At 63.4% G+C, this 25,217-nt stretch carries 22 protein-coding genes and 1 pseudogene; 13 read left to right on the forward strand and 10 right to left on the reverse strand.

Annotated elements, in window-relative coordinates; translation table 11 throughout:
- Window positions 1-99: 99 nt before the first annotated feature.
- The 4 genes from ACSMXN_RS16430 (at window position 100) to ACSMXN_RS16445 (ending at window position 4,862) form a co-directional block, all read left to right on the forward strand.
- Complete coding sequence (locus tag ACSMXN_RS16430; RefSeq protein ID WP_022912702.1) at window positions 100-1,707, forward strand: aminotransferase class V-fold PLP-dependent enzyme; 1,608 nt, start codon at window positions 100-102, stop codon at window positions 1,705-1,707.
- 92 nt (window positions 1,708-1,799) lie between these two features.
- Complete coding sequence (locus ACSMXN_RS16435; RefSeq protein WP_022912701.1) at window positions 1,800-2,372, forward strand: dTDP-4-dehydrorhamnose 3,5-epimerase; 573 nt, start codon at window positions 1,800-1,802, stop codon at window positions 2,370-2,372.
- 2 nt (window positions 2,373-2,374) lie between these two features.
- Window positions 2,375-4,330 (forward strand): asparagine synthase (glutamine-hydrolyzing), encoded by a 1,956-nt coding sequence (asnB, locus tag ACSMXN_RS16440; protein ID WP_022912700.1) that lies wholly within the window; start codon window positions 2,375-2,377, stop codon window positions 4,328-4,330.
- 10 nt (window positions 4,331-4,340) lie between these two features.
- On the forward strand, window positions 4,341-4,862 hold the full coding sequence (locus ACSMXN_RS16445; RefSeq protein ID WP_155958311.1) for a type II toxin-antitoxin system PemK/MazF family toxin: 522 nt from the start codon (window positions 4,341-4,343) through the stop codon (window positions 4,860-4,862).
- Here ACSMXN_RS16445 and ACSMXN_RS16450 read toward each other — a convergent pair.
- From ACSMXN_RS16450 to ACSMXN_RS16460, 3 genes are all read right to left on the reverse strand, one after another.
- The gene (locus tag ACSMXN_RS16450; RefSeq protein WP_022912699.1) at window positions 4,859-5,833 is read right to left on the reverse strand and encodes a carbohydrate kinase family protein; all 975 of its coding nucleotides are present in this window, start codon (window positions 5,831-5,833) and stop codon (window positions 4,859-4,861) included. The genes ACSMXN_RS16445 and ACSMXN_RS16450 overlap by 4 nt on opposite strands.
- A gap of 87 nt (window positions 5,834-5,920) precedes the next feature.
- Window positions 5,921-6,307: an iron-sulfur cluster assembly accessory protein gene (locus ACSMXN_RS16455; protein ID WP_022912698.1), complete on the reverse strand. Its 387-nt coding sequence runs from the start codon at window positions 6,305-6,307 to the stop codon at window positions 5,921-5,923.
- A 98-nt stretch (window positions 6,308-6,405) separates the two neighbouring features.
- Window positions 6,406-7,365 (reverse strand): DoxX family protein, encoded by a 960-nt coding sequence (locus tag ACSMXN_RS16460; RefSeq protein WP_022912697.1) that lies wholly within the window; start codon window positions 7,363-7,365, stop codon window positions 6,406-6,408.
- Window positions 7,366-7,586: 221 nt separating this feature from the next.
- Here ACSMXN_RS16460 and nadA point away from each other — a divergent pair, with 221 nt between their 5' ends.
- Both nadA and ACSMXN_RS16470 read left to right on the forward strand, forming a co-directional pair.
- Window positions 7,587-8,798 (forward strand): quinolinate synthase NadA, encoded by a 1,212-nt coding sequence (gene nadA / locus ACSMXN_RS16465; RefSeq protein ID WP_027139296.1) that lies wholly within the window; start codon window positions 7,587-7,589, stop codon window positions 8,796-8,798.
- 173 nt (window positions 8,799-8,971) lie between these two features.
- Entirely contained in the window at window positions 8,972-9,586 is a 615-nt protein-coding gene (locus ACSMXN_RS16470; RefSeq protein WP_022912695.1) for a DUF3043 domain-containing protein, read from the forward strand.
- A gap of 32 nt (window positions 9,587-9,618) precedes the next feature.
- Here ACSMXN_RS16470 and ACSMXN_RS16475 read toward each other — a convergent pair whose 3' ends face one another.
- Window positions 9,619-10,629, reverse strand: coding sequence for an aldo/keto reductase family protein (locus tag ACSMXN_RS16475; protein ID WP_022912694.1), 1,011 nt, complete (start codon window positions 10,627-10,629; stop codon window positions 9,619-9,621).
- Between the two features lie 26 nt (window positions 10,630-10,655).
- On the reverse strand, window positions 10,656-10,862 hold the full coding sequence (locus tag ACSMXN_RS16480; RefSeq protein WP_027139295.1) for a hypothetical protein: 207 nt from the start codon (window positions 10,860-10,862) through the stop codon (window positions 10,656-10,658).
- An 84-nt stretch (window positions 10,863-10,946) separates the two neighbouring features.
- On the opposite strand from ACSMXN_RS16480, the gene cobT reads away from it, so the two are divergent.
- Entirely contained in the window at window positions 10,947-12,017 is a 1,071-nt protein-coding gene (cobT, locus tag ACSMXN_RS16485; RefSeq protein ID WP_022912692.1) for a nicotinate-nucleotide--dimethylbenzimidazole phosphoribosyltransferase, read from the forward strand.
- Window positions 12,018-12,022: 5 nt separating this feature from the next.
- On the opposite strand, the gene gcvT is transcribed toward cobT, so the two are convergent.
- Window positions 12,023-13,132 carry a glycine cleavage system aminomethyltransferase GcvT gene (gene gcvT / locus ACSMXN_RS16490; protein WP_022912691.1) on the reverse strand — a complete coding sequence of 370 codons (1,110 nt, stop codon included), beginning with the start codon at window positions 13,130-13,132 and terminating at the stop codon, window positions 12,023-12,025.
- Window positions 13,133-13,241: 109 nt separating this feature from the next.
- Between gcvT and ACSMXN_RS16495 the strand changes: the two genes are divergently transcribed.
- The gene (locus ACSMXN_RS16495) at window positions 13,242-14,738 is read left to right on the forward strand and encodes a leucyl aminopeptidase (RefSeq protein WP_035943501.1); all 1,497 of its coding nucleotides are present in this window, start codon (window positions 13,242-13,244) and stop codon (window positions 14,736-14,738) included.
- A 109-nt stretch (window positions 14,739-14,847) separates the two neighbouring features.
- On the opposite strand, the gene ACSMXN_RS16500 is transcribed toward ACSMXN_RS16495, so the two are convergent.
- Complete coding sequence (locus ACSMXN_RS16500; protein ID WP_022912689.1) at window positions 14,848-15,171, reverse strand: hypothetical protein; 324 nt, start codon at window positions 15,169-15,171, stop codon at window positions 14,848-14,850.
- 271 nt (window positions 15,172-15,442) lie between these two features.
- On the opposite strand from ACSMXN_RS16500, the gene lpdA reads away from it, so the two are divergent.
- The 3 genes from lpdA (at window position 15,443) to ACSMXN_RS16515 (ending at window position 19,502) form a co-directional block, all read left to right on the forward strand.
- Window positions 15,443-16,822 (forward strand): dihydrolipoyl dehydrogenase, encoded by a 1,380-nt coding sequence (lpdA, locus tag ACSMXN_RS16505; protein WP_022912688.1) that lies wholly within the window; start codon window positions 15,443-15,445, stop codon window positions 16,820-16,822.
- Window positions 16,823-16,963: 141 nt separating this feature from the next.
- A complete protein-coding gene (gene sucB, locus ACSMXN_RS16510) occupies window positions 16,964-18,517 on the forward strand; it encodes a 2-oxoglutarate dehydrogenase, E2 component, dihydrolipoamide succinyltransferase (RefSeq protein WP_022912687.1) in 1,554 nt (517 codons plus the stop codon).
- An 82-nt stretch (window positions 18,518-18,599) separates the two neighbouring features.
- Window positions 18,600-19,502 carry a TIGR01777 family oxidoreductase gene (locus tag ACSMXN_RS16515; RefSeq protein ID WP_022912686.1) on the forward strand — a complete coding sequence of 301 codons (903 nt, stop codon included), beginning with the start codon at window positions 18,600-18,602 and terminating at the stop codon, window positions 19,500-19,502.
- A gap of 21 nt (window positions 19,503-19,523) precedes the next feature.
- Here the strand turns inward: ACSMXN_RS16515 and ACSMXN_RS16520 are convergent, their stop codons facing one another.
- Both ACSMXN_RS16520 and ACSMXN_RS16525 read right to left on the reverse strand, forming a co-directional pair.
- Window positions 19,524-21,131 carry a protein kinase domain-containing protein gene (locus ACSMXN_RS16520; protein ID WP_022912685.1) on the reverse strand — a complete coding sequence of 536 codons (1,608 nt, stop codon included), beginning with the start codon at window positions 21,129-21,131 and terminating at the stop codon, window positions 19,524-19,526.
- 69 nt (window positions 21,132-21,200) lie between these two features.
- Window positions 21,201-21,914, reverse strand: a pseudogene (locus ACSMXN_RS16525) (MMPL family transporter); the annotation flags it as partial.
- A 179-nt stretch (window positions 21,915-22,093) separates the two neighbouring features.
- Between ACSMXN_RS16525 and lipB the strand changes: the two are divergent.
- Together lipB and lipA are read left to right on the forward strand one after the other, a co-directional pair.
- Entirely contained in the window at window positions 22,094-22,762 is a 669-nt protein-coding gene (gene lipB, locus ACSMXN_RS16530; RefSeq protein WP_022912683.1) for a lipoyl(octanoyl) transferase LipB, read from the forward strand.
- A 49-nt stretch (window positions 22,763-22,811) separates the two neighbouring features.
- A complete protein-coding gene (gene lipA / locus ACSMXN_RS16535; RefSeq protein ID WP_455407604.1) occupies window positions 22,812-23,762 on the forward strand; it encodes a lipoyl synthase in 951 nt (316 codons plus the stop codon).
- 104 nt (window positions 23,763-23,866) lie between these two features.
- Here lipA and ACSMXN_RS16540 read toward each other — a convergent pair whose 3' ends face one another.
- Entirely contained in the window at window positions 23,867-25,141 is a 1,275-nt protein-coding gene (locus ACSMXN_RS16540; RefSeq protein ID WP_022912681.1) for a hypothetical protein, read from the reverse strand.
- Window positions 25,142-25,217: the final 76 nt, after the last annotated feature.

Genomic DNA, 25,217 nt, shown 5'->3' on the forward strand with positions numbered 1-25,217 from the left:
GACCGGCGGGGGCCGGTGCGATGTTCGTTGCGAGCGTATCTGACAGCCCCCAACGAAGGTGGCAGGGGTGGCCTTTGAATAGGTACTAACGTCAGCTAGGTGCCCACTTCGACAGCCGGATACTTCGACGCCGCAGCCGGACTGCCGATCCACCCGGTCGCCCTCGAGGCACTCCAGATGGCTGCGGAGGACGGCTGGGCTGATCCGACGAAGCTCACCGGGCCCGGAAGGCGAAGCGCGGTACTGCTCGACGCAGCGCGGGAAACCGTGGCTGGCATCTTTGCGGTCCGGGCAGACGAGGTGATCTTCGTACCGTCCGGCACGCACGCGCTGCAGTTGGCGGTGCTCGGAACCCTCGTCGGACGGGCGCGCGCCGGTAACCGCTTGGTCCACTCAGCCGTGGAACACTCCTCGGTTCTGAAAGCAGCTGAGTGGTACTCGACGCAGCGCAGCGATGACCCGAGCAGCTTGATCGACATTGTGGGTGTCGACTCATTCGGCCGGGTCGATGCTGCGGACTTCGTGGCGGTGGCTCGCCGTCCGGGCGTAGCCGCGGCCGTATTGCAAGCGGCCAACCACGAGGTTGGCACTCGTCAGCCCGTTGCCGACGTCGCCGCCGGACTGAGCGAAAGCGGCGTCCCACTCGTAGTGGACGCCACCCACGACCTGATCTACGGCGACCCTCCCCTGGGCGCTGCAGTATTCACCGCCGATGCTCGGATGTGGGGTGGTCCACCCGGCGTGGGAGTCCTGGTCGTACGCCGCGGCACGCGGTGGGTGTCTCCATTTCCGGCGGATGAGGCAGAGTCCCGGCGGTCGGCGGGCGTTGTCAGCGTGCCGGCTGCCCTCGCCGCGGCCGCCGCTCTGCGGGCCTTCCACGAAGATCGCGACGGGCACGCTACCCGACTGCGGCTGCTGATCGACCAGATTCGCGACGGCGTCACCCATTTGGACGGTGGGGTCAATGCAACCGTCGCAGGCGTCGGAGGGCACGAATTGATCGTGCTTGGCGATCCTAGAGACCGGCTGCCGCACCTGATGACCTTCTCGACGATGTACGTCGACGGCGAAGCCTTGCTCACGGCGCTGGACCGGGAAGGATTCGTCGTGTCATCTGGATCGTCCTGCACCTCTGACACATTGACGCCCTCTCATGTGCTGGTCGCCATGGGCGCGCTCAGCTCCGGAAACGTGCGGATCTCGTTGCACCCGGAGGTCAGCCAGACAGACGTGGACCGATTTCTGGCAGTGCTGCCGCGAGTGCTCGGCGCGCTGCGGGCCGAGCTGCCCGTGTCCGGCCCGATCGAGGTTGCCTCGACCCCAAAGTCCCCGTCAACAGACCCGTTATCAACCCACCCGCGATCAGTTGATCCGGTACCGGCCGACCCGGTCGCCGACGCATCGGACGGAATTCTTGTCGATTCGCGAGGACGACGCTGCCCGCTCCCGATTCTCGATTTGGCTCGGGCCTGGCCCGCGCTGCCGGTCGGCGGCGACATAACCGTCCTCTCCGACGACCCAGCGGCCGAAACAGACATTGAAGCTTGGGCGCGCATGCAAGGTCAGGAATATCTCGGCTCCACGCCTCACCGCGGCGGGCCTACCGGCGAAAGCAACGGCGGCGAAAGCAACGGCGACGAGTCGTCGACGCGAGCGGTGCCTGAAGCTCCCGTTGCCACCGCCTACCGCCTCCGTCGGCGCAGCTAGCCACCGCTGACCTCCGCCAACGGCATCTGGTCGTGTCGGCTGATACCGATCGATTGCATCGTTCGATGTCGAAGGCATGAGAAAATTGACGTGTGACCTTCGAAATGACTGAGATGCAGGCAGCCGAGACCGATATCGACGGCCTTCTCGTCGTCACGCTCAAGCAGGTGACCGATGACCGCGGCACGGTTCGGGAGTTCTTTCGTGCCTCGGCCTACGCCGAAGGCCCGTTTGCAGATCTGGGTACCTGGCAGCAGATCAACGTCACCGAGACCAAGTACGGCGCGATTCGGGGCCTGCATGGCGAGTCGATGACCAAGCTCGTATCGTGCGTCTCCGGCCGCGCCTTTGGCGCCTACCTGGACGCGAGGGCCGGCTCCGCGACCTACGGCAAAGTCGTCACCGTCGAACTGGAGCCTGGCGTCCAGGTGCTGGTCCCGGCTGGCGTCTGTAATGCCTTCCAATCGACGAGCCAGGGCGGCACCCAGTACGTGTACTGCTTCACCGAGGAGTGGATTCCAGGGATGGCGGGCATCGCCTTCACACCGCTGGACGACGAGCTCGGGATCGATTGGCCGGTCGCCATTGATGCCGCCAACCCAGCCCAGATCTCGGCCAAGGATGCCTCGGCCCCGAGATTCGGCGATGCGATGGCGGGTCACTGACGGTGTGCGGACTGATCGGCTTTCTCGCGGCCCACAGCGACGCGGGACAAACCCGAGAGGCGATCGAGGCCTCCCTCGTCCAGATGCGACACCGGGGCCCCGACGACGGTGGTAGCTGGTATGACGACGACGTCGTCATTGGCTTCCGAAGGCTGTCCTTGATCGACTGGGAACACAGCCACCAGCCGCTGCCGTACCTGAACGGTCGCTATCACCTCATCTTCAACGGCGAGATCTACAACTACCTGGAGCTGCGTGAACAGTTGCGGGTCGAGTTCGGCGCAACCTTTGAGACCGAGGGTGACGGCGAGGCGATCGTCGCCGGCTACCACTATCTCGGCGAAGACATCGTCAAACGCTTGCGCGGGATGTTCTCCTTCCTGATCTGGGACGCCCAGGAACGGATCATGTTCGGCGCACGAGACTGGTTTGGCATCAAGCCGCTGTACACCTATACCGACGAGCGGGGCTCCTTCTTCGCGTCAGAAAAGAAGTCCCTGCTCTCGGTGGCAGGCCCGCGGCTGTACGGCGCTGATCCGGACGAAGGCGATCCCGTGCAAGCCGACTCGGTGATCGACACCGCGGCGCTTCAGCACTATCTGACCCTGCAATACGTGCCAGAGCCAGCGTCGATGCACAGCAAGATCACCCGGATCGACTCGGGCACGTCCTTCAGCATCCGCCCGGGCGAATTGCCCAAGACCCGACGCTTCTTCGTTCCAGATTTCCCGATCGATCCGAGAAGCAACAAGGCAGCCGGCGAGCGTGCGAAGCTCTATGACGAGATCGCCGACGTCCTGCGGGATTCGGTCGCCAAGCACATGCGCTCGGACTTCACCGTCGGATCGTTCCTGTCCGGAGGGATCGATTCCACCGCGATCGCCGCGCTAGCCAAGGAACACAATCCGAAACTGCTCACGTTCACGACCGGGTTCGAGCGCGCCGGATTTTCCGAGATCGACGTCGCCGCAGAATCCGCGGCAGCCATCGGCGTCGAGCACATCACGAAAGTCGTGACGCCGGAAGAGATGATGCAGACGCTGCCGTTGATCATCTGGTACCTCGACGATCCGGTGGCCGATCCAGCGCTGGTTCCGCTCTACTTCATCGCGCGCGAAGCTCGCAAACATGTGAAGGTTGTTCTGTCCGGAGAAGGCGCGGACGAGTTGTTCGGCGGCTACACGATCTACCGTGAGCCGATCTCGCTTCGACGCTTTACTGCCGCGCCCGACCCGGTGAAGCGACTTCTCGGCACGTTCTCGACACGTCTGCCCGAAGGTATGCGAGGCAAGGATCTGCTGCGTCGCGCCTCTATCGGCATCGAAGAGCGCTACTACGGCAACGCCCGGATATTTCGCCCGGACGAGATGCAGCACCTGCTGAAGACCTACTCGCCGAGTGTCAGCTATACCGACGTCACGGCGCCGTATTACGCTGCGAGCGCACACCTCGACGATTCCACCCGCATGCAGTACATCGACCTGTTCACGTGGTTGCGGGGAGACATCCTTGTCAAGGCCGACAAGATGACCATGGCGAATTCGCTCGAACTGCGCGTTCCCTTCCTCGATACCGAAGTGTTCCGGGTCGCCTCCCGCATTCCGGTTGATCAGAAGATCACTAAGGAAACGACGAAGTACGCGCTGCGTCGAGCGTTGGCCGACATCGTCCCGTCACACGTGCTGAATCGCGCAAAGCTCGGGTTTCCGGTACCGACCAGGCCCTGGTTGAAGGACGTGATGTATGACTGGGCCAGGCAGATCATCACAGATGCCGGCACCGGTCACTTGATCGACACCAAGGCCGCGCTGGGACTGCTCTCCGCCCACCGCGATGGCCAGATCGACTACTCCCGCAAGATCTGGACGTTGCTCGTCTTCATGATCTGGCATGGCATCTTCGTCGAGGGTCGAATCAAACCCGAGATCCCAGAGCCGGTGTATCCGGTCGCGATCTGAGGCGGTAGGGATGTTTCGTTGGCTCAGGCGCAACCGCCAGGATCAGCTCGTAACCGACTCGCATGCTGCGCTCGGGCGAGCTGGCCTGCCCGGATATGCCGGGGATTACCCGCAACCCGGGTCTCGGCCACTTCATATCGAGTACGCGCCGCACCCCGACGGCTTAGCTGACCCTGGAGAGGTCGTGTGGGCGTGGGTTCCGTTCGAGGAGGACTACAGCAAGGGCAAGGACCGTCCGGTGCTGATCGTAGGCCGCGACGGCGACCTGTTACTCGGACTCATGCTCACTAGTAAGGACCACAACCGAGACGCCGCCGAGGAAGCCACGCACGGACGCCATTGGCTCGATGTAGGAGCGGGCGGATGGGATGGTCAACGCCGCCCGAGTGAAGTGCGGCTCGACAGGATTCTTCGGTTACATCCCGACGGCGTCCGGCGCGAGGGTGCGACATTGCCTCGACCGGTTTTGACGCGGTCAGCGCCGGTGTGCGGGCCCTACGTGCATAACCCGCCCGATCGGCTAGTCGGCTAGTCGGCTAGCAGCGGAAGTACCTCTGCGGCTACATCGTCGTCGTAGGACTCGGCGAGCCGATCGGCGAACTCAGCGGGCTTCACGACGTACTCCTGAGTGCCGACGGTTTCTAGAACCATCGTCGCCAGCAAGCTGCCGACCTGGGCGGCACGCTCCCACGAAAGGCCCCACGTCCGCCCAGCGAGGAAGCCAGCGCGGAAGCCGTCCCCGACCCCGGTCGGATCGACTTTCGCGCGCTCTTTCGCACACGGAACGTGCACCGACTCGATGTCGCGGCCCACGATGTCGACGCCCATCTTGCCTTGGGTCGTCACGCGTACCGAGACCTCGCCGAGAACGTCCGCCTCTGACCAGCCGGTCTTGGACTCCAGCAGATTCTTCTCGTAGTCGTTGGTGAAGAGCAGTTCCGCACCGGACACCAGCGTCTTCAAGTCCGGGCCGGACATCCGGGCAATCTGCTGGGATGGGTCTGCGGCGAACCGGTAACCCAACTCCTTCGCTTCGACCGAATGCCGCACCATCGCGGCCGGGTCGTCTGCGCTGATCACCACGAGCTCGGCACCGGTGCGATCGATGGCGGGTTTGAGTTCGATGTTGCGCGCCTCGCTCATCGCGCCCGCATAGAACGACGCGATCTGGTTCATCTCTTCGTCCGTCGTGCAAACGAAACGCGCAGTGTGATGCTCGTAGGACACATGCACAGACCCGCAGTCGACGCCGTGCCGTTCGAGCCAGGCTTGATAGTCCGCGAAATCCTGCCCGACAGCGCCTACCAGTACCGGCGTCTCGCCCAGCTGCCCCATACCGAACGCGATATTTGCCGCGACGCCGCCGCGGCGTACCACCAGGTCATCGACGAGAAAGCTCAACGACACCTGATGTAGCTGGTCGGCAAGCAGTTGCTCGGAGAATCGACCCGGAAAGTGCATGAGGTGGTCCGTGGCGATAGAGCCGGACAGAAGAACAGGCATGGTCGTGAGGTTACCTGGAGATAGCCAAGCGGGCGCGCACCACTATCGAAAAGAGTGGCACACGCCCGCTTGAACGAACTTTGTTGATCAGCCGCAGAACGAGTTACCGCAGGCGCAGCCGCCGCCTGCGTTCGGGTTGTCGATCTCGAAACCCTGCTTCTCGATGGTGTCCGTGTAACTGATCACGGCGCCCGCGAGTAGCGGCACGCTGGTGCGGTCTACGACGAGCGGAACCGTGGCCCCACCGACAGGCTGGTCGATCGAGACGTCGCCGTCGAGGCTGCGCTCGTCGAAGAAGAGCTGATACTGCATGCCCGCGCACCCGCCCGGCTGCACAGAGACGCGGAGTCGGAGGTCTGATCGACCTTCGGCGTCGAGCAACTCACGAACCTTCACTGCGGCGTCGGCAGTCAGCGAAACCGGGGCAACCTCTACGGGTGCAGCGGTGTCGATGGTGATCTCGGTGGCGGTCATGCGCTCCCCAAATAGTGCTCGTGAGCGTGCAGCTCAGCGGTTATGTTGTTGCGGGTTTCAACCCGTGACGAGCCGATCGATATTCCCAGTGTAGCGAGCTATTGACCGTCGGTCTCGCTACGTGGCTGGTTCCATAGTGAGTTGGGGTCCGAGGGGGGTGCATTCGACGGCGCCGGTGCGGTTGGCGGGCCTGCCGGGGGCGGGCTGGAAGCGGGGGGAGCCGACGGGTAGGAGGCAGAACCTGAGCCCCGCCCGACCGTTGACGGCGTCGGTGCGGTGTCAACATTCGGCAGCTGTTGCGTTGAGTGTTCTGGCTGGTTGGAGTACTCAGGCGGCGCGGAATATGCCGGCGGCGCGGAATAGTCTCCCGGCACTGGGTAGCCGGGCTGAACCGTCTCATCGCCACGGAGACGTCGCCGGGAATCCTCTAGGTCGGCGCTGGTCTCATCGGAACGGGCTCGGGCTGAGTTTTGCTCGTCGGCCGCTTCCTTTGCACGACGTCGGGTGCGCATGAGCCCATAGGCGGCATCAAGCGAAAGGGGACCGGCGCCCCCGAGCAGGAATACCGATAGCCCCGCGGCGACGGCAAGGTCGACGGAGGTGAACCAGCCGCCGTTACCGGTGTACTGCCTCACCTCGGGCCAGTTGACGCTGAGCACGATGAGCGTCGTGAGCGCCATACCGCCGAGCGCAGCGACTCGGGTCAGCAGGCCGACCAGCAGGCCGGCGCCGATCGCCAGCTCGGCAAATGCTGTGATGTGCCCGTAGACCGACGCGTGATCGCTGAGTGGGCCGAGCAAACCGCTGATCGGGGAACTTGCCTTCGCACTGTCGACGGCACTCTTGAACCCGAAGCTGGCGTTGGGGTTGAAGAAGTCCGGATAGGTCAGCTTTGCGTACCCGCCGAACAGGAAGATGGAGGAGAGAAAGATCCGCAGTGGGATGGTTGGCCATCCGTTGCTGAACCGCCTCGGTCTGACCTGAACGACCGACGCGTCGTCGACTGTCGTAGGTGCCGCCTCCAACTGGTCGTCCGCTCTGTTCTTCTTCAATCTCATGTCAGATCGCGTCCTCTCGGTGTTCTTCGCTCTCTCAGTAGCGCTTGCAGTCGACTGTTGACTGTTGACTCACTCACTGAGGCGCCGTACGCCGCGGCCACGTGCTTTCCGCAGTACCAGATACCAACAGCCCAATTCCAACACATCCGGCGCGAAGAGGCAGACTGTTAGGCGTGACCAGCACAAGCGTGTCTAACGACTCATACGCAAAACCTGAGCGGATCGGTTCATCAGAGGTCTCCGCCACAGCTCGGGCGCTGCTCCTGCTAGGCCGTGGCAGCGATGCCGATTCCGAGCGCGGTGTGGACTGCCCTGGTGAACTTCCGCCGGCGTCGGACCCGAATCTGGTGGCCAGAGCGCACGCGGCGAAACAGGCGCTCGGCGATCGGGTATTCATCCTCGGCCACCACTACCAGCGCGACGAAGTCATTCAGTTCGCCGACGTCACCGGCGATTCATTCAAGCTTGCACGCGACGCCGCGGCTCGCCCCGAGGCTGACTACATAGTCTTCTGCGGCGTGCATTTCATGGCAGAGTCCGCCGATATCTTGACCTCGGAGAGCCAGCAGGTGATTCTGCCCGATCTGGCAGCGGGTTGTTCGATGGCCGACATGGCTCGGGGTAACCAGGTACTGGATGCCTGGGACGTCCTTACCGAGGCCGGCGTGGCAGACGTGACCATACCGGTGACGTATATGAACTCGGCAGCGGACATCAAGGGCTTCACGGGGGAACACGGCGGGGTGATCTGCACGTCGTCCAACGCAGAGCGTGCCCTGCGCTGGGCCTTCGAGCAGGGCGATTCGGTGGCCGGCCCGGGATCCGGCAAGGTGCTCTTCCTTCCCGATCAGCACTTGGGACGTAACACCGCAGTTCTGCAACTAGGGCTGAGTCTGGACGATTGCGTCGTCTACAACCCACTGAAACCCAACGGCGGCCTGACCGTGGACGAACTACGCCGAGCGCGGGTGATTCTCTGGCGGGGTCACTGCTCGGTTCACGGGCGATTCACTGCAGCGCAGGTGGACAAGGTGCGCGAGCGAGTTCCCGGGGTCACTGTTCTAGTCCACCCGGAGTGCACGCACGAGGTGGTCACCAAAGCGGATCTGATCGGTTCGACGGAATACATCATCCGGACGATCGAGGCTGCGCCAGCGGGCTCCTCGTGGGCGATCGGTACCGAATTGAACCTTGTCCGCAGGCTGGCGAATGCACATCCTGACAAGCAGATCACATTTCTCGAATCCACGGTCTGTTACTGCGCCACCATGAACCGCATCGACCTGCCACACCTCGTACAGACGCTGGAATCCTTGGTCCGTGGTGAGGTCGTCAACCGCATAGCAGTCGACGAATCGGTGGCGAGTTTTGCCCGGCTTGCCCTGGATAGGATGCTCGCACTACCCGAGATCGTTTCCGCCGACGTCGATTGATCAGGCACACTCTAGGTAGGCACAACTCTCGATGGACCGCTCACGTTGGACCATTTTGATCGTGCGCTGTTCACAGAGTCTTCGAAAGTCACTTAATCTTCGTAAGTCGATTAGCCTTCGAAGATCTCTTAGCCTTTGAAGATCATTTAGCCTTTGAAAGAAAGCATCCAGCCGTGAATCTGCTTCGCCGAAAGTCCACTGACAGTATCGACGCGGAACTTTCCGCCTCCGCTGGCGAACTGCCTGAAGACGCGTCCGCTGCTTCCAACGCTCGCAAAGGGCGCCCTACGCCGAAGCGGCGGACGAACTCCGTGCCGGTGCCGAAAGCTCCGCGTACCCGCAAAGAGGCGGTTGCCTGGCAGAAGGAGCAAGGCGCGCGGGCGAAAGTTGCCGGCCAGAAGAAGATGACAACGACCGAATACCGGCAAGCCATGAAGGCAGGCGATCCGCGGGTCCTGCCGAAGCGAGATGCCGGACCAGTCCGCGCGCTGGCTCGCGATTACGTCGACTCGCGACGAATGGCCTCGAACTACCTGTTGCTGCTCTTTCCGTTGATGTTCATCGGTTACATCATCAGGCCCCTGCAGATCATCACCCTCGCGCTCTTCTTCCTGTTGTTGGTGGAGTGGGTCGTGACCGGCACCAAGCTCCGCAAGCTGGCACGCGATCGTGGCTTGGAAACGCGCGAGGGCGCTGTATCTCTCGGCTTCTACGCAGGTAGCCGGGCGTATTTTCCGCGCAGCTGGCGCCGGCCCGCCCCTCGAGTCCGGATCGGCGAGAGCATCTAGCGCTCTGGCTTGGCTTGGATCCCCTCAGTCGATCACGCCACGCGCGTTTTCGGAGTGTTCTCTGCCGTCTTGGCTGGATCGCGCTCGACGATGTCACCCAACGCATCGTCAATTCGCCCTAGCGCGTCGGCAGGGATGACTACCCCCACTGCCTTGACGTTCTCGTGGACCTGCTCAGGGCGGGAAGCTCCAACCAAGGCAGATGCGACATTGTCGTTCTGCAGCACCCAGGCCACTGCAAGCTGGGCGAGTGTCAGATCAAGTTCGGCCGCAATCGGAGCGAGCGCTTGAACCCGCATGAGCACATCGTCGGTCAGGAACCGACGGATCATGTCAGCCCCGCCTTTGTCGTCCGTCGCCCTCGATCCGGCGGGGAGCGGCTCACCTGGGCGATATTTGCCGGTCAGCACGCCCTGCGCGATCGGTGACCACACGATCTGCGAGATCCCTAGCTCTTGCGAAGTCGGTATCACCTCGTCCTCGATAACCCGCCAGAGCATCGAGTATTGGGGTTGGCTCGAGATCAGCTGGAAGCCGAGGTCGACTGCGAGGGCATGACCGGCCCGTAGTTGCTCGGCCGTCCACTCGCTGACGCCGATATAAAGGGCTTTGCCCGATCGCACGATGTCGGCGAATGCCTGCATGGTTTCTTCGAGAGGCGTCTCGGAGTCGAAGCGATGCGCCTGATAGAGATCGACGTAGTCGGTCTGCAACCTGCTCAGCGAACCATTGATGGATTCGAGAATGTGCTTACGCGACAAACCAGTATCGTTATGCCCGCGGGGGCCAGTAGGCCAATAGACCTTCGTGAATATTTCCAGCGATTCACGACGTTCATTCTTGAGAGCAGAGCCGAGGACAACCTCGGCCTTCGTGTTCGCGTACGCATCAGCCGTATCGAATGTCGTTATCCCAGCGTCCAACGCCGCTTGCACACAGGCCGCAGCAACCTCGTTTTCGACCTGGGAGCCGTGCGTAAGCCAGTTTCCGTACGTTATTTCTGAGACCTTTAAGCCGCTGTTACCGAGGTATCTGAATTCCACAAGCCAACCCTAGCCCGCGGATTGACTCACTCGGCCAACGGCATCGGGCCATAGACATCCTTGCCATCGCCCACTAGCACGACCCCTGTGATACCTGCCTCGGCGAGTTGTCGCCACGCCTCGCCGAGCCAGCTCTCGGCATCGGACTGGTTCGAGAACGCACCCGGATTCTCGGCTTCGACGCCCTCCGGCTCGAACCGCCAAGTCCATGACGAGGCTTGCGACTGCGTCATTCCACCCACCATCCGTTCCTGCTTTACGTGAAGCGCGTTTACCTGAACGCTAGCCGGTCAGGTCAACGCGGCAGGATGTGACTCATGAGCGAACCATCCGACCTGCCCGCGCCGAGTCGACTCGAGCAGGCGATCGACGGTATTGACTACCCGGATTCCGTAGCGGCGAACACTGCACGACTGCGGCAGGACGATCTCGTGAAGCCCGTCGGCTCCTTGGGTTCGCTGGAGGACCTTTCGATCTGGGCCGCGTCCGTACAGGGAATATGTCCACCGAAGGATCCGAGTCGAGTCCGCCTGGTGATCTTCGCCGGTGATCACGGCGTTGCCGAGGTTGGTGTTTCGGCGCGGGAGAGCGCGGTGACTGCTCAGCTGGTGAGGCACCTGCTCGCCGGGGGCGGTGTCGCGAATGTACTGGCTCCGCTCGGTGGCGCTACGGTGCGGCTTGCCGATCTCGCGGTGGCAAGCGATACGGACCCCATCATCAGCGAGTACAAGATTCGACAATCGAGCGGCCGCATCGATCGGGAAGACGCACTCACCCTCAACGAAACCAGCCGGGCAATCGACGCTGGAATCGCACTCGCGGACGCTGAGATCGAGGCGGGCGCCGACCTGCTCATCGTCGGTGATCTCGGCGTCGGCAACACCACGGTCGCCAGCACGCTGATCTCGGTACTGACCGATACGGAACCGATCAAGGTAGTCGGCCGGGGGTCGGGGATCGACGACGCGACCTGGGCCAGGAAGTGCGCGGCCGTCCGCGATGCTCGGCGAAGAGGTTGGCCGCATCGCTACGAGATAACCGAACTGCTCTCGGTGGCAGGCGGTGCGGATGTCGCGGCGATGACAGGTTTCATCATCTGGGCCGCGTACCGAAAGACGCCGATCCTGCTCGACAGCGTGGTCACCGTCGCCGCCGCGCTCGTAGCGCACCAGGCCAGTCCACGCGTCGCCAGATGGCTTCGGGCGGGTCAGCTTTCGACCGAGCCTGCGCACTCGATAGCACTCGAGCGCATGGGCCTTGAGCCGATTCTCGACCTTGGCGTCAGCGTGGGCGAGGGCGCCGGCGCTTTGCTCGCGTTACCCGCGTATCGAGCGGCCGTTCGCACACTCGGCGAGCTCGACACGCGCTCGGAAGCCGGTGTCGGCTGAACAGGTCATCGGACGTGCGACTCGACCATGGGAAGCGCGACGACGTTTGCGCTGAGCCGGCGACCTCGAACATCCACTGCTACCTCGTCGCCCACGGCCAATCCGGCGCTGGTTGAGATCAAGGCGAGCGCGATGCCTCGCTTCAGCGTCGGGGAGAAGGTGCCTGACGTCGTCTCGCCTACTTCTAGCCCGTCGGTGCGCAACACCTTCATGTGTGGCCGAGGCACGCCTCGATCGGCGAGAACCAAACCACGAAGACGACGTGCCGGACCGGCAGCCTTCTCCGCGACGAGCGCCGTGCGACCCCAGAACTCATCCTTCTTCCAGCCAACTGCCCACGACGATCCAGCTTGCACGGGCGTGATGTCGCGGGAGAGATCCTGGCCATGCAGCGGATAGCCCATCTCTGTGCGCAACGTGTCACGCGCACCCAGGCCCGCAGGCATCCCCTCGTGCAGCCGCGCTGTCTCCGCTAGCGCGTCCCAGACTCCCACCGCGGCGGACCATGGGGGTATCAGCTCGAAACCGTGCTCTCCGGTGTAGCCCGTACGGCAGACCCGCACAGGTCGACCATCGAACTCGGCGTCGACAAAGGACAGGTATTCAAGATCAGTCGGCAGGTCGAGAGCCTTCAGCACCTCCACAGAACGCGGGCCTTGAACGGCGATGACGGCAAAGTCCTCATGTTGGTTCGTGACGGTGATCGAGGACGGCGCAGCATCGGAGATCAGGCCGATGACCTCGGTCGTGTTGGCCGCGTTCGGCATGAGGAATACCTCCTCGTCCGAGACGAGGTAGCTGAAGACGTCGTCGATGACGCCACCATTCTCGGCACAGCACAGCGTGTATTGCGCTTGACCCGGATCAATGCGGGCGAGGTCGGCAGTCAGGCACGAATTGACGAACGCACGCGCCTGTGGACCCGAAACGGTTGCCTTGCCCAGGTGGGACACGTCGAAGATCCCGACCGCCTCACGCACCGCGGTGTGCTCCGCAATCACGCCGCCACCGGAAGCGCCGTACTCGATAGGCATCTCCCACCCTCCGAAGTCGGCCAGCTTGGCGCCGAGGTCGACGTGGCGATCGTGGAGGGGCGAGCGACGCAATTCAGTCATGGCGGCAACCGTACCTAGTCACTCGGATCGGGTCGCTCTGACGGGCCGCTCTGACCCGGCGCGCCATCGGAAATTTGGATGAATACGCGGTGCACCTATATTGACCGCTATGCCAACGGTGTCGCTCGTCAACTCCTCAGCCCCGCTAACTGCCGACGTGATCGTGATCGGCACCATCTCAACATCTGACGGTATCGCCCTCGCCGCGGGTGCGGAGGCGGTCGACAAGGCCCTCGGCAATGTCCTGCTCGGCGCGCTGCGGGCGATAGACGCGTCGGGCCGCCATGACGAGGTCGTCAAGATTCCTACCCTCGGCCACGGGCGCGTGCCACTCGTCGTCGCGACCGGTCTCGGGAAGTTCAACCCCGACGACGACCCATCCGAACTACCGGAAGCCGAGTCGATTCGACGTGGCGTGGGCGCGGCCTTGCGTGCGATCAGCTCCGCCAAGCGGGTCGCGATCGCGATCGGGAGCGGCAGTGACCCCGACGTCGTCGAGGCGATCTCCGACGGCGCGCTGCTGGGCGGCTACCGCTTCACCAAGTACAAGTCAGCCGCGAAACCGGCCGCCCTCAAACGCGTAGACATCGCGGTGAGCAACCCCGCGGCGTCGGCCGGCAAAGCAGCCCTACGACGTTCGAAGATCATCACCGACGCCGTCAACAACACTCGTGACCTCGTGAACACGCCGCCCAACGTCCTCAATCCGGTGACGTTTGCAACGTATGCCAAACAGGCCGGCGAGGCCGCCGGCTTGACGGTGGAAGTACTCGACGAGCGGGCGCTCAAGCGCGGTAACTTCGGCGGAATCCTGGCTGTCGGCGCCGGATCAGTGACGCCACCCAGGTTGGTCCGCCTGAGCTACCGCCCGGCCCGGGCCAAGGCGGATGTCGCGCTCGTCGGCAAGGGGATCACTTTCGATACCGGTGGCTTGGATCTCAAAACCGCGATGATGGCCCAGATGAAGTCCGATATGGGCGGCGCTGCGGCTGTGGTCGAAGCGATCATCGCGGCCGCCAAGCTTCGGTTGCCGGTGAGCGTGACCGCGACGGTCCCGATGGCCGAGAACGCGGTATCCGGAACCTCGTACCGTCCGTCAGACGTCCTCACGATGCGAGATGGCCGCACTGTCGAGGTCGACAACACCGACGCTGAGGGCAGGCTCATTCTGGCCGATGCCATCCTGCGAGCGTGCGAGGACTCACCGGAGTACTTGATCGAGACGTCCACCCTGACCGGTGCACAATTGGTCGCGCTCGGAATGCAGACCACTGCCTCGATGGGCAGCGATGCCTTCCGTGACCGCGTCGTCGCGGTCGGGTCCGCGGCCGGCGAGTCGCTGTGGGCCATGCCGTTACCGGCTCACCTACGGGCGAGCTTGGACTCCCCCGTCGCCGACATCGTCAATCTGCCAAAGGATCGCTGGGCGGGAATGCTGGTAGCTGGTGTGTTCCTGTCCGATTTCGTAGCCGAGGGCGTGGAATGGGTTCACCTCGACATCGCGGGACCGTCCTTCGCCGGCGCGCCATCTGGCTACACACCGAAGGGTGGCACTGGCGTCATCGTTCGTACCATCGTGGCGACGCTCGCCGACTTAGCAGAATGAGCCGGCTTGGCGACGTGTCCGCCAGGATGGGATCGATCGACCAAGACGACTAGGGCCGGACAACTGCGGGCCGGACAACTGCGGGCCGGACAACTGCGGGCCGGACAACTCAGCGGTCCTTCTGCCGGGCGTTGTAGTCGCGCATTCGCTGCGGGTAGCCAACCACGGTCGCGTCATACAACGGGATTGCCTGTTTCTTCGCGAAGCTTGCAGCGCCGGCCGGACCATCGACCCGGCGACGGGTCCACTCACCGTCGTGAGCCACGAGCAGGATTGTTGTATCGGTAACGGTCGTCCGAGGCTCGACGAAGGCTTCCACCCCTTGGCGGCTGGCGATGAATTGCTCCAGATGGCGCGTGTCGGCGGTATCTCCTGTTCGCAAGGTGCCGTCCGAGCGCTTACCGCGCCGCCTGCCGAGGCTGAACCGCCCCATGACCAACTCCTCAGCTCTAACGCCGGACATCTGTCGGTGCCCATAATCGCATTGTCACGGCCCACGCTCGCCCGATCGCCGACACTGTCTTCCAACTCAGACTTCCGACTCGAACTCCACCCCGTCGCTGTCGCGCTCGGAACTTCGGTGCCCGCGTGCCCGCGCGGTACGCAGAAGTGACAAGATAGACGTCGGCTCATACAGAGTCTCAACAGCAGTCCCGTCGGGCGAACACGAGCCGGGCGGCGAAGACAGCAGGGAGAAAGTTTTCGTGGCGGATCATGCCTTTGACCTGGTGATCTTGGGTGGCGGCAGCGGTGGCTATGCGGCCGCTTTGCGAGCTGCAGAATTGGGCAAATCGGTCGCCCTGATCGAGAAGGACCGGGTCGGTGGGACCTGCTTGCACCGCGGCTGTATTCCGACGAAGGCCTTGCTGCACGCCGGTGAAATCGCTGACAACGTGCGCGAGAGTGCCCAATTCGGCATCAACTCGACGTTTGAGAGCGTCGACATGGCTGGCGTCAACAAATACAAAGACGGCGTCATATCCAAGAACTGGAAGGGTCTGCAGGGTCTCATCAAGAGCCGGGGCATCCAGACCATCGAGGGCGAAGGCCGGCTCACCGCTCCAAAGACGGTCACGGTCGGCAGCGACACGTACACCGGGACCAACGTCGTGCTTGCCACCGGTTCATACGCTCGCAGCCTCCCAGGTCTTGAGATCGACGGGCAGCGGGTCATCACCTCTGATCACGCCCTCGTCCTAGACCGGGTTCCTGCCAGCGCGATCGTGCTCGGTGGCGGAGTAATCGGCTGTGAGTTCGCCAGCGCGTGGACATCGTTCGGTACCGACGTAACGATCGTCGAGGCTCTGCCCCACCTCGTGCCTCTCGAAGACGAGGACAGCTCCAAGCTTCTCGAGCGGGCCTTCCGGCGTCGCGGCATCGGTTTCAAACTCGGAGCGCGCTTTGCCGGCGTCGAGCGCACCGAGGACGGCGTGAAGGTAACGCTCGAAAGCGGTGACACACTTGAGGCCGAACTACTGCTGGTCGCGGTCGGACGCGGACCGACATCGACCAACCTCGGCTACGAAGAGGCTGGCGTCGCGACCGAGCGAGGCTTCGTCACGGTCGATGAATATTGCCGGACGAGCGTCCCCGGCGTCTATGCGGTAGGTGATTTGATCCCTACCCTGCAACTCGCGCACGTGGGCTTCGCCGAGGGCATCATGGTCGCCGAACACATCGCGGGGCTTCCGGTGGCCCCGATCGATTATGCGGGGGTCCCCCGGATCACGTACTCCCAGCCCGAGGTTGCCTCAGTAGGGCTCACGGGGAGCCAGGCGACCGAGAAGTACGGGGCGGACAACATCAAGACCGTGACCTATGACCTGTCCGGCAACGGCAAGAGCTCGATTCTCAATACCAAGGGTGCCGTGAAACTCATCGCCGAAAAGGACGGCCCCGTCGTCGGTATCCACATCGTCGGCGACCGCGTCGGCGAGCTGATCGCAGAGGCTCAGTTGATCTACAACTGGGAGGCGCTGCCGAGCGAGGTCGCACAGTTGATCCATCCGCACCCGACGCAATCGGAGGCGATCGGCGAGGCTCACCTGCTTCTAGCGGGTAAGCCCTTGCACGTGCACGACTGAATTCGATGAGGCCGCCGGCGACAAGCACGTGTCACCGGCCTCATCTCGCCGGGCGCTGCGCGGCGAACAGCAGGTTGGCCGCGTGAACTGTCGCAAAGAGTTGCCCGAACGAGTTGCCCGAACGAGAAGGAGCCAAAGAACATGCCGGTTTCAGTGACCATGCCGCGTCTCGGCGAGAGCGTGACCGAGGGGACCGTCACCCGCTGGTTGAAGCAGGAGGGCGACACGGTCACGGCGGATGAGCCGCTGCTCGAGGTTTCCACTGACAAGGTCGATACCGAGGTTCCCTCTCCGGCCTCCGGTGTCCTGACCTCGATCAAGGTCGCCGAGGACGAGACCGTCGAGGTCGGCGTCGAACTTGCGATCATCAGCGATGGCGCCGAGGCGCCCGCGGAAGCGGCACCAGCACACGCACAAGCAGCGCCAGCCGAAGCTGCACCTGCGGAAGCGGCGCCGGCGGCTCAGCAGGTCACGCCCGCGGCAGATGCTCCCCCTCCCCCGGCGTCCGCACCCGCTGCGCCCGAGCCTGCATCTGCAGCGGTTGCGCCGGCCTCAACCACGGTGACACCGCCGCCCGCCGCAGCAGCCCCCGCCGCAGCAGCCCCTGCCGCGCCCGCGCCGCCACCACCTGCGTCCGCAGCGCCAGCACCGGCTTCCGCCGCTCAGGTGCCCGCCGCACCGGCCCCGGCTGCAACGGCACCAGCTCCCGATTCGGCTGATGACGACGAGGTCGCAGGCACCTATGTCACACCGCTCGTGCGAAAGCTCGCCAGCGAACACGGCGTAGATCTGAACAGCCTGACCGGCACAGGTGTGGGTGGGCGGATTCGCAAGTCCGACGTTCTCGCCGCCGCCAGTGCCGCGGCCGAGCAAAAGGCCGAGGAGGCGGCTGCGCCGCCGGCTGCCGCAAATCCTGCAGCAGCGGCGTCCACAGCTCCCTCTGCGACGCCCGTGACCGGCGCTCCAGCCGCGCAGCGGGGCCAGACAGTCAAGATGTCACGCCTCAGGCAGGTGATTGCGGCACGAATGGTGGAGTCACTCCAAACCTCTGCACAACTCACCTCCGTGGTGGAGGTCGACATCACGCGGATCGCCCGGTTGCGGGATTCGGCGAAGGCCGAGTTCGAGAAGCGTGAGGGCGTCAAGCTTTCGTTCCTGCCGTTCTTCGCCGTAGCGGCGGTTGAGGCCCTCAAGGAGCACCCCAACGTCAACGCGTCCGTCGATACGGAAGCTGGCACCATCACCTATCACGAGGCCGAACACCTTGGGATCGCCGTGGACACCGAACGCGGACTCCTCGTGCCTGTCATCCACAATGCCGGCGACCTCAATCTCGCCGGTATCGCCCGTAAGATCGCTGATCTCGCAGAGCGCACCCGAACCAACAAGGTCAGCCCGGACGAACTTGGCGGCGGCACGTTCACGCTGACCAACACCGGCAGTCGCGGTGCTCTCTTCGATACCCCCATCATCAATCAGCCACAAGTCGGCATCCTTGGCACCGGTGCCGTTGTGAAACGGCCGGTCGTGATCAGCGATGCGAACCTTGGTGAGACGATCGCCGTGCGTTCTATGGTGTATCTGGCCATGACCTACGATCACCGGATGGTTGACGGCGCCGACGCTGCCCGCTTTCTCACGACGATCAAGACGCGACTGGAGGCTGGCGAGTTCGAACGCGATCTCGGACTCTAGCCAATAGAAGCCTTTCGTCACAGGTCAACAGAACTCGCCTGCCATCCGATAGCGCGAACAGACAACCGAACAGGAGCCGGGCGTGAAGGTCGTACTCGCTGGAGCTTCTGGCTTTCTCGGCCAAGCGGTGGCAAAAGACCTGATCCTGCATGGCCATCGCATAACGGCGCTCGTCCGGAGGGCGGCCAGCTCACCCGCGGAATCGGAATGGCACCCGGAACAAGAGGTGCTCGACCCGGCAGCGTTGGCTGGCGCGGATGCCGTGATCAGCTTGTCCGGAGCCGGAATCGGCGATAAGCGATGGACGCCAGGTTACAAGCAGGTCCTACTGCAGAGTCGCCTTCAACCGACGGGAACTATCGCGCGCGCGTTGGCGGCGATGTCACCGGAAGATCGTCCGGGCGTGTGGCTATCGGCGTCAGCCATCGGCTTCTACGGCGAACGCGGTGACCAGCCGCTGCCCGAGGATGCTGCGGCTGGAACAGGGTTTCTGGCTGATCTTGTCTCGCAATGGGAAGCGGCCACGCAGCCCGCGGTTGAGGCTGGGGTACGGGTTGCGACGCTACGCACCGGCCTCGTTCTCTCTGGTAGTGGTGGAATGGTAAAACGCTTGATACCCCTGTACAAGGTGGGCATCGGCGGAAAGTTGGGCTCGGGGCAGCAGTATCAGTCCTGGATCAGCCTTGCCGATGAGATCGCAGCGGTACGGCACCTTCTCGAAACCGATTCAATCTCTGGGCCGGTGAACCTGACCGGGCCGGACCCAGTGCGCAACGAAGAGTTCGCCAGAGTGCTTGGACAGGTGCTCCATCGACCATCGGCGTTTCCGACTCCTGCTTTCGGAATCCGGCTGGTGCTTGGGGAATTTGCCGACAAAGGCGCGTTGGCCAGTCAGCGCGTGATACCCAACGTTCTGCAAAGCTCGGGTTTTCAGTTCGAGCATGGCGACGTGCGGTCCGCGCTCGAATGGGCCGTCAAGAACTGACGCACCCTGCGCGGCCCTCGGCTAGCGAGCTACCTGCAGTGACGTGATTTCGAACGAGCCACTAGCGGGGCGCGTCAGCACAATGGACAACGGCGTCGGTCCAAGGCCACGGGTTGCGACCGGCGGCCGCGCACCGCAACTGAGCATTCCGGACGCCAGCGACGCGGTAGCGCGCAACTCGATCCTGCGATCAGAGCGAGCCGTGACCACGACGGATGAGTAGCTCGTGCTTGCGCCCGATAGACCACAACCCAGCGGCACTCGTTGCGTCAGTTGATTGCGATCCTGGGCGAGCAGACCAGGATCGGCGTAAACAGCGGTCAGCAGATCGGGCTGCCGGCGCGAAAAGGCCAGGACGCGTTGGGCATCAAGCCTTCTGAGGTCGGCAGCCACATCAACTCCCTTGTCGGCGGCAGTGTCGATATGTCGGCCAACGTCGTTCTCACCGATCGCGCCCGTGAGCATCAACCCAACGACGAGACCACAGACAGCCGTGAGGAGGAGTCCCGTAGCGATATGCCGCTGATGATTGCGTAACCAGCGAAATTGTCTGCCGTCGTTGCGCAACTCGGTCAGTGGCTGTCTGACCTGCGCTCGTACGACGTGAGTCAGATCCGCCGGCACAATTCCGTTCTCCAGAAAGCCCGGTCGGTTGAATGGTGGACGTGCGTCGTTACCTGCGCCGCGGGAGAGAACCGCGGCTGGCTTGCATTCAGAGGGCTGCCGTAAGCGCTCCTTAGCGATTTCGACCGAGTGACGCCCCACTCGCGGGGCCACCCGACCGGCTTTCAACACCACGGTTGGCGTTGCTGATCTTGGCGCCACTGAAGCCCGCAGGTCCAAGGCGAGCTCTGCTGCGGTGCCGCGCCGATGAGGTTCTAGATCGAGCGCTCGGATCAGCGCCGCCGACATCGCGGGCGGGCAGTCGGCTAGCAGCGTTGCCAAGTCCGGGAGTGTTCCCGCTGCGGCTACCGCCAAAACCTCGTCCACTCCGACACTTGCGGCTGACTGCCAAGGCCCAAACCCGGTCAGGGCGTGCAGCGCGACCGCAGCAGCCGAGAAGACATCACTAGCGGCGCCTACCGGACCACCCGATGCCACCGCAGGGTCGACATATGCAGGAGTGCCGAGCACCGCTCGCGTACTCGAAATCGCCCCTCGCTCTGAGCCGAGCAGCCGCGCGAGGCCGAGATCTGCCAGCTTCGGATGACCAGCGGCAGTGAACAGCACATTCGCCGCGCTGACGTCCGAATGCCACACGCCCTCGTCGTGTGCGTAGGCCAACGCCGCGGCTATCGGGCTTATGCTCGCTGCAACTTCGGCCGGAGTCAGTCGAGCACGGCGTTTCAGAAGGTCGGCCATCGACCCGCCACCGGCAAGCTCCATGACCAGTACGAAGGCGTCTTGGCACGGCACGAACTCATGAAGCCTGATCAGATTGGGATGGTCGAGCGTGGCCAACAACGCAGCCTCAGCCCTGACCTCGCGGACGGTGGAGACCGCATTGACCGACACTCGTTTCAAGGCGAACCGCTCGCCCGACTGCGATTTCGTGGCTGCCCACACCTCGCCGTAGCTGCCGTAACCGAGGAGTTCTCCGACCCGGTAGCCGGGCACGTTCACCGTCATGTCCCAGACGGTACAAACTTTCAGCGTTACCCCTGTGTGGTTGTCCACAGGGTGCACGAGCAGCAGCTTCTAGTCCGCGCCCGAAGCGAGCTTGAAGGGCCACCAGATCTTCTTGCCGATGTCGGTGGACAGCGCAGGGACCAGGATGCTTCGCACCATGATCGTATCGAGCAGCACACCGAACGCGACAGCGAAACCGATTTCGGCAAGGAACACCAGAGGCAGAATGCCCAGCACCGTAAAGGTTGCAGCGAGCACGATGCCAGCCGAGGTGATCACGCCACCAGTCACCGACAACCCTCTGAGGATTCCGCTCCGAGTCCCGAAGCCCAAAGTCTCTTCCCGCACTCTGGTCATCAGAAAAATGTTGTAGTCGATGCCGAGCGCGACGAGAAACACGAACGCAAACAGCGGAAACGACTGGTCCGCGCCGGCGAAGCCGAACAGATGGGTGAAGGCGAAACCGCATACGCCCAAGGTGGCAGCGAACGATAGGACGACTGTTCCGATCAGCAAGAGGGGTGCCAGCAACGCCCGCAAGAGCAAGGCCAGAATGATGAAGATGACGACGAGCACAATCGGGATGATCAGGTTGCGGTCGTGCACCGAGGCCGTTTGAACGTCCAACGTCGCCGCTGAGTTACCACCAACCTGTGCGTCAGCTCCGGGAATCGCATGCAGCGCGGTGCGCAAACGCTTGATGGTGTCGTAGGCGGCTGGAGAGTCGTAGGAGTCGGCCAACGTGGCATTCACCATCGTGCGCCCGCCGATCGGATCGACCTGGAGCGCACTAGACGGGCAACTGCCGTTAGCCAGCGGCGCTCCCCCGGCTTTGGTGGCCGCCGCTTCAGAGCCAACCCGATTTCTGCGCATTGGGCGTTTCGCGGCACGGTCGGGTGCCTCGCTTGTGTGATGTGCACGGCGAAGTCGGCAGCACGCCGCGGGGCGATTAGGGTGAATGAGTGGCTTACGCAGTGGGTGACCTGAAGATCGTGCGTGCTGGTGAGATCGAGTACGTCGAAGCATGGCAGTGGCAGAAACAATTGCACGCGCAACGGGTTGCTGACGAAGTCGCAGACACCGTTCTGCTGCTCGAGCACCCGCCGGTCTTCACGGCCGGCAAGCGCACCGAACCATGGGAACGACCGGTGGACGGTACGCCGGTTATCGACGTGGACCGTGGCGGCAAGATCACCTGGCACGGACCAGGGCAGCTGGTTGGCTACCCGATCCTGCAACTACCGAATCCGGTCGATGTCGTCGCCTATGTGCGCCAGATGGAACGTGTTCTCATCTCGGTCTGCGCGGATCTCGGCCTGTCCACCGGGCAGGTCGAGGGCCGCAGCGGAGTATGGCTGCCCGCCGACGACCGCGGCCCGGACCGCAAGATCGCCGCGATCGGAATTCGCGTAGCGCAGGGCGTGACGTTGCACGGGTTTGCTCTGAACTGCAACCCGGATCTCAGCTGGTTCTCCCGCATAGTCCCTTGCGGCATCCCCGACGCCGAGGTCACGTCGCTGTCGAAGGAACTGGGTCGCGACATCAGCGTCGCGGAGGTTGTTCCCGTCGTCGAAAGGCACTTACCGGATCTGCTTGCCCGGTACGCTGGACTTGAACTGACCGCGAGTTGACCTCTTTCCGTTGATGGCCAGCCTCAGCCCGGTCCCGATAGGAGAACAAGTGAGTTCGCCGGCGAATCCTGCACCTGCGGGACGAAAGTTGCTGCGGATCGAGGCACGCAATGCCGAGACGCCCATCGAGCGAAAGCCAGCGTGGATCAAGACCCGGGCCGTGATGGGACCGCAGTTCACCGAGCTGCACAAGCTGGTCAAGAGCGAAGGCCTGCACACCGTTTGTCAGGAGGCCGGCTGTCCCAACATCTACGAATGCTGGGAAGACCGTGAGGCCACGTTCCTCATCGGTGGCGACCAGTGCACGCGCCGCTGTGATTTCTGCCAGATCGACACTGGTAAGCCGGCTGCGCTGGACACCGACGAACCACGGCGGGTCGCTGAGAGCGTGCAAACGATGGGTTTGCGCTACGCAACCGTCACCGGAGTCGCTCGCGACGATCTACCGGACGGCGGCGCATGGCTGTATGCCGAGACGGTCCGTCAGATCCATGAGCTGAATGCCGGCACCGGGGTCGAGCTCCTCATCCCGGACTTCAACGCAGTACCGGCTCAACTCGATGAGGTTTTCGCGTCGCGTCCGCAGGTGCTCGCTCACAACGTTGAGACAGTCCCTCGAGTGTTCAAGCGCATCCGCCCGGCATTCACCTACGAACGCTCGCTCGGCGTGATCACTGCCGCGCGAGCATCCGGACTGGTGACCAAGTCCAACCTGATCCTCGGCATGGGCGAAGAGCGGGCAGAGATTTCGCAGGCGCTTCAGGACTTGTTCGATGCGGGCTGCGAATTGATCACGATCACCCAATATCTTCGGCCGTCGCTACGACATCACCCGATCGCCAGGTGGGTGAAGCCGGAAGAGTTCGTCGAATTGCGTGAAGAAGCTGAAGACATCGGCTTCGCAGGCGTCCTCAGCGGCCCGCTAGTTCGTTCTTCCTACCGGGCTGGCCGCCTGTACCAACAGGCTCTCGATGCCCGGAAGCTCACCACTATCGGCTAGTACCTACAGGACTAGACCTGTAGGTACTAGCGCTGAGCCACTCGCCTGCGAAGCACGAACCTTCGATGCACTCGCCTTCGATGCACGAACCTCGATACGCGAGATCAGCGTCGCTTCGCGCCCCATACGACGCCACCGACTAGTCCGCTGATGGCCAGGGCGTCAAGCAACACGATCAGCGCAGCGTCGCGTTGCCAGACAAAGATCCGGGAGCTGGAATCCAGCGGCGGATCGGCAAGCCGCTGGAACCGAGGATCGTTTGCGATCGCCGGCGCTGATGACGAGCTCGGTGTTGGTGAGCTATTCGTTCGGTTGCCGGGTTGCGTGAGAGCACTGTGGGTTGAAGCTGGGGGCGACGCCGATCCGTCGGAGCCGCCGTTGTTGCCGGGAAGCAGGCCGAGGCCGTTTGAGCCCGGCTGCTGGCCCTGCGAGCCGCCGGCCTGTGAATTCGATCCGGCCGAGGGCACGACCCCGGTGGCCTTGGCGGTGGGTTGCGGTGCGGGCTTGCTCGTGTGTCCCGAGGTGGGCTGGCTGGTCGGCTTGCTCGTCGGTGCAGTCGTCGGCGGTGAGGTGGGCGGATGAACCGGCGAGGTAGACGGTGGCGTCTGGTTGAGAGTCACCGATTGCGCCTTGACCGACCCATCGACGCCGATTGCCCGGACCTCGAACTTCTCACTCGTGGTGGCCACATCGGGAGACAAACAGCTTGATGCGGTACTCGGTCGGTCGAAATTGAGCTGATCGGTCCCCACAAGTTCCGCAGAGCCTGCGGTGAGCAGCACGACTGTGTAAGGAACCTGATCCAGACCGGTGGCATCGACGAAGTCCGCGTCCGGCCGGTTGGGATTTGTCACTCGGGCGAGCGCGCCAACCGTGCCGTCGTCGCAAACGCCGGACTTCACGGTCAAGCTGGCTTGCGACAGGTCGTCGATTGTCGGTTCAGCATTCTTCATGCAGGAATGGGCCAGCGACGTGTACTTGGGTCGTGTCTGGCTTGGATCGGTGGAGGTCACCATTACCTGGTCGCCATTATTGACCGGGCCCGCGAGTCGCACCGTCACCGGCTGCTGGCCGACGGTTACGAGCGTCGGCCCACCGCCGTCGGGGAAGGCCTCGGCGTCCGTCCCGAGGGTGATCAGCCCAGCTTGGTAGACCGTCCCATCCGCGTCAGCAGCTGAGTCGGTCAAGGTCACCTCAACGAAGGCGTCTCCGGAATCCGTGCCGTCATCACAGCCATAAGTCGCCTGAACGGACAGGTTCGGCAAACCGTCGGTAGTCGCGCCGGCGCCGCCTGAACTGAAGATCAACAACGGCGCCAACGCCAAAAGCCCGGCCAGCACGAGTGCCGCCGTATCGCGCTTACGCGGACGCAGTCGCATGGTTCTTGAGACTCCCGGCGGTAGAGAAAATTAACACCGAGGTAACTGTACCTCGAATTCACAAAGATTGGATGTC

This window comes from Parajatrophihabitans canadensis (genome assembly GCF_053764775.1).

Bases quoted from the DNA above. Each gene is read 5' to 3' on its own strand.
- ACSMXN_RS16445 (WP_155958311.1), top strand. From the start codon at position 4,341: ATGTTTCGTTGGCTCAGGCGCAACCGCCAGGATCAGCTCGTAACCGAC.
- ACSMXN_RS16450 (WP_022912699.1), bottom strand. From the start codon at position 5,833: ATGCCTGTTCTTCTGTCCGGCTCTATCGCCACGGACCACCTCATGCAC.
- ACSMXN_RS16455 (WP_022912698.1), bottom strand. From the start codon at position 6,307: ATGACCGCCACCGAGATCACCATCGACACCGCTGCACCCGTAGAGGTT.
- ACSMXN_RS16460 (WP_022912697.1), bottom strand. From the start codon at position 7,365: ATGAGATTGAAGAAGAACAGAGCGGACGACCAGTTGGAGGCGGCACCT.
- ACSMXN_RS16480 (WP_027139295.1), bottom strand. From the start codon at position 10,862: ATGACGCAGTCGCAAGCCTCGTCATGGACTTGGCGGTTCGAGCCGGAG.
- cobT (WP_022912692.1), top strand. From the start codon at position 10,947: ATGAGCGAACCATCCGACCTGCCCGCGCCGAGTCGACTCGAGCAGGCG.
- gcvT (WP_022912691.1), bottom strand. From the start codon at position 13,132: ATGACTGAATTGCGTCGCTCGCCCCTCCACGATCGCCACGTCGACCTC.
- ACSMXN_RS16495 (WP_035943501.1), top strand. From the start codon at position 13,242: ATGCCAACGGTGTCGCTCGTCAACTCCTCAGCCCCGCTAACTGCCGAC.
- ACSMXN_RS16500 (WP_022912689.1), bottom strand. From the start codon at position 15,171: ATGGGGCGGTTCAGCCTCGGCAGGCGGCGCGGTAAGCGCTCGGACGGC.
- sucB (WP_022912687.1), top strand. From the start codon at position 16,964: ATGCCGGTTTCAGTGACCATGCCGCGTCTCGGCGAGAGCGTGACCGAG.
- ACSMXN_RS16520 (WP_022912685.1), bottom strand. From the start codon at position 21,131: ATGACGGTGAACGTGCCCGGCTACCGGGTCGGAGAACTCCTCGGTTAC.
- ACSMXN_RS16540 (WP_022912681.1), bottom strand. From the start codon at position 25,141: ATGCGACTGCGTCCGCGTAAGCGCGATACGGCGGCACTCGTGCTGGCC.